At 40.5% G+C, this 14,835-nt stretch carries 12 protein-coding genes and 1 other RNA gene; 5 read left to right on the top strand and 8 right to left on the bottom strand.

The genetic code is table 11. From position 1 onward, the window contains the following. Positions 1-330: 330 nt before the first annotated feature. From NNJ73_RS01480 to NNJ73_RS01460, 4 genes are all read left to right on the top strand, one after another. A complete protein-coding gene (locus tag NNJ73_RS01480; protein WP_254474832.1) occupies positions 331-555 on the top strand; it encodes a hypothetical protein in 225 nt (74 codons plus the stop codon). 1,793 nt (positions 556-2,348) lie between these two features. Beyond that, entirely contained in the window at positions 2,349-2,579 is a 231-nt protein-coding gene (locus tag NNJ73_RS10070) for a hypothetical protein (RefSeq protein WP_371923243.1), read from the top strand. A 277-nt stretch (positions 2,580-2,856) separates the two neighbouring features. Continuing rightward, positions 2,857-3,210, top strand: a complete 354-nt coding sequence (locus NNJ73_RS01465; RefSeq protein WP_254492381.1) for a helix-turn-helix domain-containing protein — start codon at positions 2,857-2,859, stop codon at positions 3,208-3,210. A 606-nt stretch (positions 3,211-3,816) separates the two neighbouring features. Next, complete coding sequence (locus NNJ73_RS01460) at positions 3,817-4,122, top strand: hypothetical protein (RefSeq protein ID WP_254492380.1); 306 nt, start codon at positions 3,817-3,819, stop codon at positions 4,120-4,122. Between the two features lie 160 nt (positions 4,123-4,282). On the opposite strand, the gene NNJ73_RS01455 is transcribed toward NNJ73_RS01460, so the two are convergent. The 5 genes from NNJ73_RS01455 to ssrS form a co-directional block, all read right to left on the bottom strand. Then, positions 4,283-6,457 (bottom strand): isocitrate/isopropylmalate family dehydrogenase, encoded by a 2,175-nt coding sequence (locus NNJ73_RS01455; RefSeq protein ID WP_254492379.1) that lies wholly within the window; start codon positions 6,455-6,457, stop codon positions 4,283-4,285. Positions 6,458-6,964: 507 nt separating this feature from the next. Next, positions 6,965-8,164, bottom strand: coding sequence for a multidrug effflux MFS transporter (locus NNJ73_RS01450; protein ID WP_254492378.1), 1,200 nt, complete (start codon positions 8,162-8,164; stop codon positions 6,965-6,967). A gap of 365 nt (positions 8,165-8,529) precedes the next feature. After that, the gene (locus NNJ73_RS01445) at positions 8,530-9,351 is read right to left on the bottom strand and encodes a TIGR00282 family metallophosphoesterase (protein ID WP_254474824.1); all 822 of its coding nucleotides are present in this window, start codon (positions 9,349-9,351) and stop codon (positions 8,530-8,532) included. Between the two features lie 18 nt (positions 9,352-9,369). Next, positions 9,370-9,975, bottom strand: coding sequence for a 5-formyltetrahydrofolate cyclo-ligase (locus NNJ73_RS01440; protein ID WP_254492377.1), 606 nt, complete (start codon positions 9,973-9,975; stop codon positions 9,370-9,372). Between the two features lie 378 nt (positions 9,976-10,353). Continuing rightward, a non-coding RNA gene (gene ssrS / locus NNJ73_RS01435) (6S RNA) lies at positions 10,354-10,514 on the bottom strand. Between the two features lie 489 nt (positions 10,515-11,003). Between ssrS and NNJ73_RS01430 the strand changes: the two genes are divergently transcribed. Next, the gene (locus NNJ73_RS01430) at positions 11,004-11,408 is read left to right on the top strand and encodes a pentapeptide repeat-containing protein (protein WP_254492376.1); all 405 of its coding nucleotides are present in this window, start codon (positions 11,004-11,006) and stop codon (positions 11,406-11,408) included. 37 nt (positions 11,409-11,445) lie between these two features. Here NNJ73_RS01430 and NNJ73_RS01425 read toward each other — a convergent pair whose 3' ends face one another. From NNJ73_RS01425 to NNJ73_RS01415, 3 genes are all read right to left on the bottom strand, one after another. After that, on the bottom strand, positions 11,446-12,231 hold the full coding sequence (locus tag NNJ73_RS01425) for a tetratricopeptide repeat protein (RefSeq protein ID WP_254492375.1): 786 nt from the start codon (positions 12,229-12,231) through the stop codon (positions 11,446-11,448). Between the two features lie 143 nt (positions 12,232-12,374). Next, complete coding sequence (gene ykgO / locus NNJ73_RS01420) at positions 12,375-12,500, bottom strand: type B 50S ribosomal protein L36 (protein ID WP_004863016.1); 126 nt, start codon at positions 12,498-12,500, stop codon at positions 12,375-12,377. Positions 12,501-13,941: 1,441 nt separating this feature from the next. Next, entirely contained in the window at positions 13,942-14,319 is a 378-nt protein-coding gene (locus NNJ73_RS01415) for a hypothetical protein (RefSeq protein ID WP_254492374.1), read from the bottom strand. Between the last annotated feature and the right edge of the window lie 516 nt (positions 14,320-14,835).

Raw genomic sequence — 14,835 nt, 5'->3', positions numbered from 1 at the left:
AGAATGTCGTATGACAAGCTTTTATGATATGGATTTGAGTCATAAAGGTTTTCAGTATGAATGCGAATGCCCCGATTGAAAAATATCTCATACAACCAGGATATTATAATAAAATGAGAAGATAGCAGAGCGGATTTGCGATCAGAATTATAAGACTGAATTGCTTCTTATTTGTGTTCTTTATATTATCATTCATTAGAAAAGTATTTAAAAGTATATATCAAAATGATAGTAATTTTTCTTAATATTTATTGTTTACTTTAATTTAAAATACAGTATTAATATAACTTATGTATTTTTATGAACTTAATAAGTATTAAGGAAATTAAAATGACTTTGAAATTATTAAGCTTGCTATTGACTATGATGGGGTATTATCAAAATGAACTTTCTCAAACGAGAGCAGATGCGGGGAATAAAGTTGTCGAAGAAGATTTGCAGAACGACCCTGCATATATAGAATGGTGTATTGTCAATGACAAGCATCCGGATTGTAATCCTTCAGAACCTCGCAATCCACGTCATTCTACCATAAATCTTGGACATTGGGATTGATGAAAATGGCGGAGTAATCTCTTTAACAGATGAAAAAATGAACATGAAAAGCCTATAGGAAAACCGATAAAAGATGGTCATACCAACAAAGTAGCTTCATTCTTTAAAAGCTGAGAAAGAGTGGTATTGTGCATGGGGATGCAGATAAAGCACTATGAGTAGTAGATAAGCGATGTCTCTCATAGAGCAGTGTAGGGGGGGTGATGGTTCTTGATTTGTGCGCTTTTTGTTTCTCTGATGAATGCTGTAAGCTGTTGTTTGAGGGAGCATGTGTTAAGGCATGTTTTTAGGTGTATTTTTAGGAGATGCTTTGGAGGGGGATGGTGTTAGGACGAAGACGTTGTTTTTGTTTACTTTCTTTTGTATGTGAAATTTGGGGTAGCTGATGACTTTTTAAAGAAGCCTTCAAGTCCATTTTATTCAAAAGTGAGAGGATGCGTGTTCTTAGAGAGAGGTGACGTTTTTTATTGTGGATTTTTAGAGATTAAAAGAAAATCCGATGTGGTGCCAAAACTCAACGGATAACGGCGTGATCTTATCCCAAGAGCATGGCAAATCTCGTACGGGGGTTGTTTGGGGACATGCGTTCAGGCATGTTTTTAGGTGTATTTTTAGGAGGCTTGATCTCAAGGATTATTCGTTTTCTCAATCAATTGCTGGTTTTCCCTTATGGTTTGGGAGAGTGCGCATAAGCGTGTGACAGATCTCTCCTAAAAAAACAGAAGGCAATTTTGAGTTTGATTTCTTAAGCGATGAAAAACACTCCTTTAAATTTTATTGTAAATTTTCCGAAATTCCTTTATAGCTTAAAAGGTAACTTTGGTTGTAGACGCAACGACCAAGAGGGATTCAAAAACCCCTAAAATCCGAGCGTAAAAATGAACCTACTCTTGTGGGATTCCCGGAATTCCGGGAGATTTTGCACTGTCCAGGTGTGTTTGTACACTAAAAGCAAAAAAAGCTGATTCGAGGTCAGTACTTTCAGACTCCCGGAATACTTATGCGAGGGCGCTCGCAATGGGTCAGGGGGCTTGAAGTAAAAGCGAAAAATCCACATTCTAACGATATTTTGATAGGCAAAAGAATTCGTTTGAGAAGAGAAATGTTGAAAATTTCTCAAAAAGAATGAGGGTATCGTTTAGGGGGCACCTTTCAACAAATCCAAAAATATGAAAAAGCTATCAATCGCGTTGGTGCAGGGCGCTTACAAGAAATTGCTGATATCTTGGATATTTCTATTTTCTTTTTTTATGCCGGTATTTCAACGAAAGAAAAAAATACATCCTATGATGAAATTGCTAATAAAGAAGAGCATACCCTGTTGAAAAGCTTTAGAGAACTTAAACCTAAGCAACAGAAGGCAATTTTGTGTTTGATTTCTTAAGCGATAAAAAACACTCCTTTAAATTTTATTGTAAATTTTCCGAAATTCCTTTATCAATAGACCTTGTGACTTTGGTCGTAGACGCAACGACCAAGAGGGTCTGAAAGCCCTAAAGTTCGATACATAAAATGAACCCACTCTTGTGGGAATCCCGGGTTTCCGGGAGTTTTTGCTATGTCCAGGTGTGTCCACACACTAAAAGCAAAAAAAGCTGATTCGAACTCAGTACTTTCAGACTCCCGGAATACTTATGCGAGGGCGCTCGCAATGGGTCAGGGGGCTTGAAGTGAAAGCGAAAAATCCACATTTTAACGATATTTTGATAGGCAAAAGAATTCGTTTGAGAAGAGAAATGTTGAAAATTTCTCAAAAAGAATGAGGGTATCGTTTAGGGGTAACCTTCCAACAAATCCAAAAATATGAAAAAGCTATCAATCGCGTTGGTGCAGGGCGCTTACAAGAAATTGCTGATATCTTAGATATTTCTATTTTCTTTTTTTATGCCGATATTTCAACGAAAGAAAAAAATACATCCTATGATGAAATTGCTAATAAAGAAGAGCATACCCTTTTGAAAAGTTTTAGAGAACTCAAGCCTAAGCAACAAAAAGCAATTTTGAGTTTGATTTGTGAGCAATAAAAAACACTCCTTTAAATTTTATTGTAAATTTTCCGAAATTCCTTTATAGCTTAAAAGGTAACTTTGGTCGTAGACGCAACGACCAAGAGGGATTCAAAAACCCCTAAAATCCGAGCGTAAAAATGAACCTACTCTTGTGGGTGTCCCGGAATTCCGGGAGATTTTGCTATGTCCAGGTGTGTCCACACACTAAAAGCAAAAAAGCTGACTCGGATTCAGTGTTTTTGACTCCCGGAATACTTATGCGAGGGCGCTCGCAACCGGAGGGGAACCTGAAGTGAAAGCGAAAAATCCACATTTTAACGATATTTTGATAGGCAAAAGAATTCGTTTGAGAAGAGAAATGTTGAAAATTTCTCAAAAAGAATTAGGGTATCGTTTAGGGGTAACCTTCCAACAAATCCAAAAATATGAAAAAGCTATCAATCGCGTTGGTGCAGGGCGCTTACAAGAAATTGCTGATATCTTAGATATTTCTATTTTCTTTTTTTATGCCGGTATTTCAACGAAAGAAAAAAATACATCCTATGATGAAATTGCTAATAAAGAAGAGCATACCCTTTTGAAAAGTTTTAGAGAACTCAAGCCTAAGCAACAGAAGGCAATTTTGAGTTTGATTTGTGAGCGATAAAAATCACACCTTTAAATTTTATTACTGCTCTTTTGAAATGATTTTATGAATAAGTACATCTAATAAGTATACACGGGCTCTCGTTGTACAATGCAGTTTTAAGGGGGAATCCAAAGCCTGAAAATCCAAATTGAAATATGAGCCTTCTTTATAAGGAGCACGAGATTCCGGGAGCTTTTGCACTGTCCAGGTGTGTCCCCGCGCACTAAAAGCAAAAGGCTGAGTTAAGTTTCAGCTCTTTCAGACTCCCGGAATACGCATGAAGAGCCACTTGAAATGGGTCAAGGGGAGTGATCTGTTAGTCTATAAGGAACATGAGATTCTGGGAGTTTTTGCCATGTCCAGGTGTGTTCACATGCTAAAAGCAAAAAAGCTGACTAGGGTTCAGTGTTTTTGACTCCCGGAATACACATAAAAAAGCCGCTTGCAATGGGTCAGGGGGTGTGACCCGTGAACGCTAGAAAACAGCCTTCTGGTTGATTTCTCGTGAGTGTAAAAAAATTTAAAGAGTCTTTTTTCTCCATAATAAATTATTCGATAGTTTTTTCTAAAGGAAGGGAGTTCTGTGGCGGCGGGTTCTGTGGCGGCGGGTTCTGTGGGCGGCGGGTGCTGTGGTGGCGGGTGCTGTGGTGGCGGGTGCTGTGGCGGCGGGTGCTGTGGCGGCGGGTTCTGTGGCGGCGGGTGCTGTGGTGGCGGGTGCTGTGGTGGCGGGTGCTGTGGTGGCGGGTGCTGTGGTGGCGGGTGCTGTGGTGGCGGGTGCTGTGGTGGCGGGTGCTGTGGTGGCGGGTGCTGTGGTGGCGGGTGCTGTGGTGGCGGGTTCTGTGGTGGCGGGTTCTGTGGTGGCGGGTGTTGACCTTTTCCTCGCAGAAATATCCCAAGAAAATCTCTTCCTCTTCATTTAAAAAATCATAAAGTTCTTATCCTTTATTCTTAAAGGCGGCTTGAGATAAAACGCTTTGGGTGAGAGGAAAACGCATTCCATCAAACAAAGGGCGCTCTCGTCGTGGTTTCTGTATTCGAAGGCGCGCGCTCTCTCCAAGCGTCTTTTCAATGTTTCAACAGTGTGATCGGCTCATTGGCTGTTTTCCCTTCGCAAAACTCTTTTTAAAACCAACCACGCAGCATATTCTTGTAAAACAACACCTAAAAGCGGTCGTGTATAGGGGAACGTCAGATGATCATCATCATATCCTTTCATTTGCACCGTTATGGTCGCATGGCCAAGGCTTTCTGGCTGCTTTTCTAACACCTCAATGGAAGGAGAGAGGCGCACTGCAACTTCAATCTGCGGAATATTTTGGGTGCTTTTTTCTGGCGTCTGAAAATATTTTAAAAGATGTGGATCATCGATCAACCAATGTACCTGTGCATATTTTGCGAGTTGTTGACACGCCGTGGTCACTTCTCTGCCAACCAAATGGGAGCGAAAATGATGTTCAAATTCTTCGATTAAAGATTGTGCCAAGGGAGTGGATGATTGACCAACCAATTGCACCAAAACATAGGGGCTTTTCCATAAAAAATGGCGTTCAAAGGGCGCATGTGCAAAATGACAATCAACCCAATGCGCAAGGGTACTTTCATCAATTCCAATCAAAGTCCAAGCATACGCTGCACGCGATAGTGAAGAATATTTCTTCTCATTTTGCTGTAAATAATCTTCTAAAAGGGCAAGAGCTTGGGAGGGAGGACCAGGCAAAACAACAAGCGCGCTACCATCACAAGAAAGATAAAATCCTGGCGCGGTGCCCGTAGGATTGTCAAGCACTGTTGCCGTTTCCGGAAATAAGGCTTGACGCGCATTATTCTTATCTGGCGCAATCTTTAACCGCTCCAATTGACCTTTTACTGTGCGCCAAACATCTTCATGATGCACCAAAGGTTGTCTTACAGCTTGAGCAACGCTATCGCGTGTCTTATCATCAGAGGTCGGTCCCAAGCCCCCACTGATGATAATCAAATCTTCTTGTCCAAGACAAGAAATAATCGTCTCACTGATTTGCTGTAATTGATCCGCACAAACAAAATGACGCATGACTTGAATGTTTCTTTTTTCCAAGCTTTGGCTTAAATCTTGTAAATTCGTATTCAAATATTGTCCTGAAAGAAGTTCATCACCAACCGTGATAATCGCAGCACGATATGAAGAAACAGGATTTGCAAGAAAATTGCTAACAGCTTGTACCATTTGACGGGGTGAGGCGCTCCCTCCTAGATCATGGGGGACCGTTTTTCCGCTACGAATAACGTGATCAACACTTTGAGATAATTGGTGTGCTTCCTCGTAAAAGCCTAAATGCTCTAAGAGTAAAGCCGCAGTATAAAACATCCCAGAAGGATTGGCTTTATTCTGTCCAGCAAGGTGTGGTGCGCTTCCATGAGCAGGTTGAAAACAGGTCATCTTATCCCCTACATGGGCATGCGCTGCAAGCCCCAAGCCACCCATCACGCCGGCAGCAAGAGCAGAGAGAATGGCGCCAAACATGTTGTCAGCAACAATCACACCAAATCGTTCTGGCTTTGTTGCAATCCGTACCGCCACTGCATCAACATCATGAATATCTGCTTCAATTTCTGGATAGTTTTGCGCGATTTTTTCAAAAATTTCTTGAGAAAATTGTTCACTTTCTCGCATCACATTCAGTTTATCCGCAAAGGTAACCCGCCCAAACCCATGGTTACGTGCATAAGAAAAAGCGTATTCAAATAATCGCTCTAAACCAAAGCGTGTTTGCAAACGAACGGACCACGCTGCTTCTTCAAGACCATATTTTGCTAAATTGGGATGTGTTAACCAAGCGGACATTTCAGGCGTAATCCCTCGAAAATCTAATCCCGCACAAAGGCCTTCACTCTTTTCGCTGATCACACAAAACTGAAAAGGATTTCTCGGACCAAAGATGTATCTTATCGGACATATCGTGGCAAATAAGCTTAACTTTTGGCGAAGTTGAAGGAGGGGAGAAAAATCGCTCAGGTTTTGCTCTTTTAAAGGCGGTGCAAGTTCTTTTAAAGCGACTTCTTTTCCTTTGTCTGTCACAATCCCAAGTAAAACAGCGTCACTTTCAGAGATTTTTTGCCAAGTCGCTTGTGGAATAGGATCTCCGTCTTGTTTCCAGCATTCCCAACCAATATCACCATAACTGAATTCAATCGGTAATTGAAATTGCTCTAAAACCATCAGTGCTGCATCGCAGAGCTCTGGTCCCACATCATCACCCGCTAGCACAAGAACTTTCTTTTTCATCATCCCTCCCTCAATTTGTTGATGATTTTATTCGTCATAACAGAATGAACCTCCCACATATGCATTCAAACTTCACGGATAATAACGCCCATCTCCTTCAACTCTCTCTTTTTTAAAAAAGAGCTTTTTAAAAGAAGAGCCAAAACTTTCCCATCTTTCCCATTGGTTTTCTAGGTGTAAGAACAACACGATGCTCATATCGTTTAAATGCCTCGCACTTTTTATTGTAAAGTTTAAAGGGTGACAAATCCCTCTTCTAACGCTAAAAATATTTTAGTTGACTCTAAAGATATTTTACTCTCTTGCAACGCTTAATTTATAAATGCTTTTGATCTACATTGTCCATGGGTTTAAACGACCCTTTAAAATAGCTGATTTCAATATATTCAACTTGAGCCGCTGTCAGATTTTTAAGAGGTTCAACGATTTCGTCTCGTGAAAAAGAAAATTCTTCCATCACGCAAAGTGACATCAAGATTTTTAAGCATTACTCACCCCCCAATTTGGTTATTTGACTTGATTTATGGTGATAAAATAATTGGCTTTTCGAATATAAATGATAAAGCCCACGCTACAACATATTGCCAATAAAAGTGCAACATCCCACGGACTATGTCCGGATAGTTTTCCAATCACTGCGGCGCTTAATGCTGCGCTTCCTAATTGTAAAGCGCCCATAACACCGGATGCTGCTCCAGCTGCTTGCGGATGTGAGGAAATCGCTAACGCTGTTCCTAATGGCAACAAAAAGCCATTGCCAAAAGTTAGAAGTGAAATGGTACTCAAACTCGTGACGAGAGGCCACGGACTCACATAGATTTGGAGAGCAAATAATATCCCTCCTAGGACAAAAATAATATATCCACGTCGAATGGTCCGTTCCATAGATTCTTGCTTAAGAAATCTTCGTGCAACCAAGTTGCCTAAGACATAGGTTAAAGAAACACCAATGTAACTATATCCAATATCGTTACTGGGTAAGCCCAAAGCTGTAAGAAAAAAAGGTGACTCAACAATGTAAGCGAAATAGGTTGCATAGGCAAAACATGGTATCAATGCGTAAAAAATAAATTGCTTATTTCTAAGGACGCCTAAACTACCCTTAAGGACTCCTATAGGCGTGAAAGAGTGACGTTTGATAGGGGGAAGAGTCTCTGTTAGGACAAAATAACACAGCAAAATGGTTGAAAGGATAAAAAGGCTTAAAAAGATAAAAGTGGCTTGCCAATGAAAAACTTGCAATAACACCCCCCCAATTAATGGCGCAAGTGCTGGTGATGTTCCAACAAAAGGAAATATAACCAAATAAAGCCTTCCTGCGGCCTTTTTATCCATCAAATCATTAATAATAGCGCGACTTAAAACGATCCCAGAACAGGCTCCAAGACCTTGTAAAAAACGCAGTGCAAAAAAAGTTTGAATATGAATGGTGTAAATTATACTCAATGTGGTAAAAAACCACAAAAATAAACCAAACAAAAGTGTCTTTTTGCGTCCAAAATTATCGCTAAGCGGTCCATAAATCAGTTGTCCAACAGCTAAAGCAAGTAAAAAAATGGCCACCGCACTCTGTATCTCAGATTCACTCACTTGGTAATATTGACGCATATCTCCAAGAGCGGGGAGAAAAATATCCGTAGAGATTAAACCACCGATGGATAAACATACAATAGAGATTATAAATAATAAAGAAGGCTTATTATCCACAAACAAATACTTTTCAAAACTTAAGATTTTTAAAGTAAGCACAATTTATACTTATGCATATAGTGATATTGTATCATCCTTTATCTTTATCCACAGGAAAAGTGATCACTTTTATACGTTATCGTCCTTCACTCATATTAATGCCTTCACTCATGTAATGAATGTCCGCTCATAAAAATGTGTAAAAATGATTGAGAGATTTCTTAATTGATTGGGAGCTGCAAGAATCGTCTCTTGCTGAGTTTTCAAAAGGGAAGAGGGGTGCGTGATCCATCAAAGGGCGGGGCTAAAGAGGGAGAGGCTTAAAAGAGGGGGCGCGGTTTAAAGGAAGGGGCGTGCGGCTTGGAGGAAGGGGCGCTTAAAGCCTACCAAAAATCTGGAACTTCCGGCTTTAAATGCGGACCAATGCGCACTGCTGAGACCTTTTCTGCTAAGCCGGTGCGGTCTGAAATCTCAACCGCAAAACCACAAAGGGTGGCAGGTCCACGTGCCGGTTCAAAACGATCTTGCTTCGTCTTATAAAGAAAACGGTGTAACGGTTCTTCTTTATCCATGCCAAGGGAGGAGTTGTAATCACCACACATGCCCGCATCTGTTAAATACGCACTGCCGCCTTCTAAAATCTGTGCATCAGCGGTGGGAATATGCGTATGCGTGCCAACAATAACACTCACACGACCATCAAGAAAATGACCAAAACATTGCTTCTCGCTCGTCGTCTCTGCGTGAAAGTCAAAAATAATCGCATCGGCTTGTTCCATTAACGAACAGGCAAGCAGAATATTTTCCGCTATCTCAAAGGGATCGGTGACTTTATCGGGCATAAAAACACTGCCCAATAGATTGGCGACAAGAATACGCGCACCATTTTTAGCCGTAAAAACACCAGCACCTCTTCCTGGAGTCTCTTTCGAGAAATTGGCAGGACGTAAAAAACGATCACTCTCATGTGCATACTGTAAAGCTTCTTTGTTAGAAAAAGCATGGTTGCCGGTGGTCACAACATCAACACCCGCCATTAAAAGATCTTGATATGTCTCTTGGGCGAGACCAAAACCATCAGAGGCATTTTCTCCATTGACCACAACAAAATCAAGCTGCCATTTCTCAATCAGTTGAGGAAGATGCTTAAAAACAACTTCACAGCCTGTGTTACCGACAATGTCACCCAAAAATAAAAACCGCATAGGCGCTTTAATCACATTTTAACATTTTAAGAAACCTTTTTCTGTAAAAATTCCTTGAACCTGTAAATCATGTTCGGCTGCTGGAATAGAGAAAACCTCCTGACACGAAAAGCCTATGCCCCATAATGCCATATGATGTCCTTGTTTTTCAAGGGCTTCAACGGCGCGGTCATAATAGCCGCCTCCATAGCCAAGACGGTGACAGTGATGATCAAACGCAGAAAGTGGAACAAGAATATTATTGGGGATAACAGTCGCATTGTCTACTCCTGGACCAACGGTGCCAAAACGCATAGGCTCAAGCTGCGTGTGTGGCGAAAATGCTCGAAAAATCATGGTGGTCGAATCAAGCACGGCGGGTAAGGCTAAACGTCCTCCGCGTGAGGCTATCGCCTCAAGGAGAGGGCGCGGGTCAATTTCCGATTTAATGGGAAAATAGCCTGCTAAAATGAGGCGTGAAAAATCTGTCCCTTTTTTTTCAAGATATTCAAGAAAGTGGCAACAAGCATGCTGTGAAAACAGCGTGCGCTCTTCTTTTGAAAGGGCATCACGACGTGATAAACCATTCTTGCGTGCTTTCGCGCGAAGGGATGAAGCTGTTTCACAGAGAGGAACTTGGGGCATTGTTTCGTCACTTGTTTAGCGGTTGGTCTTGTCTCCATTGTAGCCATGGTTTGTATTTTGTAAACCGCTGCTCAGAATTAAGAGTCATGGGCGTGGAACAAGTCAAGCTTTATGAAAATTAAGGCGGGCTCTTCTTGTGAAAAAGCATCACAACGCGATAAACCATTCTTGTACTGCTTTCGCGCGAAGGGATGAAGTTGATAGGGGATATTATTTTTATCAGCTGTTGCAAATCTCATGAAGTTAAAGCTTATCGTCATTTTAATCGCTTAAAAAGAAGCTATTGATTTATAGAAAAGAGAGTCTCAATAGAAAAGGGCATGAACAATTTTAGTGTAGGGGAAAAAAGTTTTAGGGGAGGGAAAATGATGCAAAAAAGGGTGATCCACAACAGCCGATGGAAAAAGTTGATCCCGGGAACCTATACAAATAGGTGGGCGCCATATGAAAAAGCCCACGGGCTTCATCAGGGACAGCTCCCTTGGAGATCACTAAGGTCTCAGGAATACGTTATTTCCTGTCGAGAAGCGCAGAACACCCTCTTTAATATAAAACAATTTCACAGCTTCTGCTAGAGATAAAATAACCGCAAATGTTTTATTTTTTATAAAGTTTTACAAGAGATTTTTTACACCCTCGCTGGTGATGGCGGGGAAGCACTGAAGAATGGATGGATGGCTTATTCAAAGTATAAAAATCAAAAAAAACACTGGATGGAAGAGGGGGAATGAAGCAACTTTTTTCCATTGGCAATGTTTGATGGGCGTTTTGCTTTTTCGGGGGAAAGCTTGATTGGCGCTTTCTAGGCAAGGCTTTATTTTGATGTTTTACGGAAATGTTTGCCGGCAAAGCTTGAAGAGGAATATTTCTTATTCAAGGATGTTTGTTGAATTCAAACGAAGCACCTTTGAAGTTTTTTGTCTTATGAAGTGTATTTTAAGGCTGCTTTCAATTATGAGGGCACGCAGGGGATGCCTTTCGTTTTTATCATTTTCTAAGGTTGTAAAAAAAACATTGCCAATGGCATAGTGCTGGAGGGCGTGGTGCTGGAGGGCGTGGCGTTGGAGGGCGTGGTGTTGGAGGGTGTGGTGTTGGAGGGTGTGGTGCCGGAGGGTGTGGTGCTGGAGGGCGTGGCGTTGGATGGCGTGGTGCCGGAGGGTGTGGCGTTGGAGGGCGTGGCGTTGGAGGGCGTGGTGCTGGAGGGCGTGGCGTTGGAGGGCGCGGTGTTGGATGGCGTGGCGTTGGAGAGTGTGGCGTTGGATGGCGTGGTGCCGGAGGGTGTGGCGTTGGAGGGCGTGGCGTTGGAGGGCGTGGTGCTGGAGGGCGTGGCGTTGGAGGGCGCGGTGTTGGAGGGCGTGGAGGGCTTGTGTGTGGCAGGGAGCAGGGTTCATTTATTCAGCTTGAAAGGGGCTGCGCGTTTTATGCAAACTTGAAATAGACTTAAAGGGTTTTGTTTTAAGTATGATCCGTTCAAAGAGCTTGCGGTGATTGTTCGTCTAACAAAGTTTCAATGCGCTTTTGAATCCTTTGCATTTGTGGATAGATGCTTAAGGCCGTTTCATAAGCTTTGAGAGCAAGTTTTGGACGCTCTGTCGCTTCCATGGTAACTCCAAGTTCAAAAAAGGCAATGTAGTTACGCGGCTCAAGTTCAAGAGCATGGTTGAGATCAAGCATGGCAAGTTTGAAATCACTCAGTTGAATGTGAATCCAAGCACGTCTTATCCAAGCTTCAGCGTGGTGAGGTAAAAGGGCAAGAGCATTATCAATATAATCAAGCGCAAGCCCATAATCATCATTATTGATCGCATTTTCAGCCCATGACATTAAAAGATCAATCGTCTCACTCCCCGATTGGGACCATAAAAGTTGAAGTTGTTGACTGATCTTTTTTGCTTTTGCAACATCAGCGCAATATTTTAATTCTTTCAATAAACGTAAAATTTCTGCCTCTTTGCGTTGCTTAACTCTATCAACAGAGGAAAGCTGCTCTGAGTCGAAATCTTCAAGAATCATCACTGACGAATCAGAATCAGAGGACGTTGCGGAAGAGGGAGGAGGAGAATTGGGGATCAGATCATCTAAGGGTAAAAGCGACTGTGGAGAAGGACGATCTTCAGGAAGTGAAGGAGGATTTTGTCCATAGCTAGAAGAAATGAAACAAAAAATACCCATCAAAGAAAGAAAAAAAGCGCGCTGAAAAAGATAAAAAAAACACCGCGGAAAAAATTGAAAAGCTTTTAAAATAGAAAAATCCATAACAACAAGCCCTCAAAAGATAAATCACCAAATATTATCAAACACTGGACTCGTCATCAACAGACTTACACTCCTTAAAAAATTCAAGAGAAAATTTTAAATGCCTACAAAAAGTAGGCATAAAAACATTTACTCTGAAAAAATCAGCCCTGACGCGCTCTAAAACGTGGGTTCGTTTTATTGAGGATATAAACACGTCCTTTACGGCGCACCAAACGATTGTTCCGATGGCGTTCCTTGAGTGCTTTAAGCGAATTTTTAATTTTCATCCTATTCACCGTTTAAACAGTTTACATAATACAATATCATAACAACAATAAAACAATACACGGCATATGAATATTGCCTTATGATCGTATCATTGCATCATAATACAACACCCTACACTTTTTCACTGTGATCATAAAAATAAAAACGCACCCTTAAGGCACGCGTCAATACACTTCATTAGCACAATGAGTAAGTGAAAATTGCAAAAAAAGTGATAGAGAATTTAACAAGAAGACTTACTCTTGTCAAGGGTCTCTCTGCGACAAAAAGGGGCTTGATGCTTGCTTTGAAGGACAAAATATTTGAGCAAAAGACGGATAAGGCGTGAAAATAAGCTAAAAACTTCTCAGCTTTGAACAAATAAGCTCTGTCAGGGGGGCGTTGAAGAGTTCGGGCCGCGTTGTTGCGCCATTGGATTGTTCCATAGTGGGGGGCTTTTAAGGGCGTGGTGATGTTTTTAAAAGAGCAGGGCTATGAAGCTTGTAAGACACAGGAGAGCTAAAGGGTGGCGGCGCTGTTCGTGGCTCTTGAAAGATGCTTGAAGCGCGAAAAATTTGCTGCTTTGTAAAGCGCTGTTTTGAGGGGCTTGATGAATGATATTGCTGAGATAAGAGAGAGAAAACTGTTTCTTATGTGTGATAAGTCTATTGCATAAACAAAGGAGGCTTACGATAAGGGAAGACTTTGTGCGAAATGCCATAAAAATAGGGTATAAAATCAATGGATATTCACGGTTCCTGAGGCGTCTTATCATTTCATGATTATTCATTGTCTGAATAAACTTAAAGAAAAGATGGAAAAATACTAAAAAAAAGCTGGGGGCATGAGAGAAGAAAATTGATCTGGAAAGGAGAAAAAAGAGGAAAGAAAATATGAAACAATTATGTGCTTTGAAAACAACAACCCTTACTTAAAGTTGATGCTGTTGAAAGAGAAGAAAGTCTCACGAGATGCAAAAGTAAAAATCATGTTTGCTAAAATAAAAATCATAATTTATCGCTTTATGTTTTTTAATGCTTTTCGTCTGTAATTCTTTCACTCCCTGTACTTTCAGCTCTTGTAAAGTGTCGTCGACAGTTATTCCCCATTGGGAAATTATTGCTCCTTGTCCCTTGACATAGGATGTATAATATTAAGCTTAAAGTTTCAAATACTTCCCTAATGAAGCGCTTAATACCTTGAATAATGGAAACTGTAATTACATCAAGGAAGTCTAAAAATATGAAAATAAGAATTATCGCTTTTTAATAAATCATATGTTTCACGATTTTATGACTTAATCAATCTTTGTGACATGCTTGATTACTAGGTCTCGTCCTGTAAGTGCTTTACGGTACAGTTTTCGATATTTAAGAAAAGAATAAAAAAGCCAAACAGATAATATTACTATACCACAACCACAAATAATTCCTAGAATCTGCCCTAATATTATAGCTTCAGTCATTTTTGTCTCCTTGTTGGATTTGGCTTAGCAATGATTTCGTCCAGTTGCTTCATTACTTTTTTCAGTTTCTTTTTTACCATGATGTAGAGCACCAAAGAGATGGGTATTGAAACGTAAAGAATTAATGAGCATATCAGCCCTATTGCAGTTATAGCATCCATTTGAGCTTTATCTGCATTGCCTGTTACTGCAAGGAAAATGTATATACAAATGCTTATAAAAATGATGAGTATAAATTCTTTCTTTGAAACAACACCATATTTTATTGTTTCCTTAACTTCTTTTTGTATATCAAGGACTAAATCCCATTGAGAGCATGTATCACTTTGTTCTTTTGACGCTGTGCTTGATACGTTTGGTTTTTGTATTGTCATGTGGATATCAGTTTATTTCTTGAATGTTTTGTTCTGTTAAAGTTAACGATCCTGTTTTCACGCTACTCTTTGTTACATGGAAAGAAGATTTTCTGTACTTTTTAGGCTTATAATATGAGCGATTTGCAATGTTTGTTGCACATCTTCCCTTTATTACTTAATTAGATATGTACAATCCTTCATTTCACTGTGTAAACGATTCGTTTGTGCATACAATTATCTTTATGACTGATCCTCAGGTGTAGAGGCATTTAATATGTAGTGTGCAAGTCGTCTGAACTTGCTTAAGGGAAGTTCGATTGTGGATAGATCGACATGGGATTCTTCGTCCTTGAGAGCCGTTAGGCGTTTAAATGTGAATAAGGCCTATAGAGGTGAGAACGAAGGCGATAAACATACAGAAGGTTGATAGATATTAAAGTGAATGATTTTTAAATAGCTGTTGTTTTAGAAATTACGCTAATTTTACTGTTTTCTTTTAGTGTATCAGAGTATTTAAATCTGTTAGTTTTAAGC

This window comes from Bartonella sp. B1099, from assembly GCF_944801835.1.
GTDB lineage: Bacteria > Pseudomonadota > Alphaproteobacteria > Rhizobiales > Rhizobiaceae > Bartonella.
Note: the sequence above shows the minus strand (reverse complement) of the source record. Positions and strands in the feature narration are given on the sequence as shown.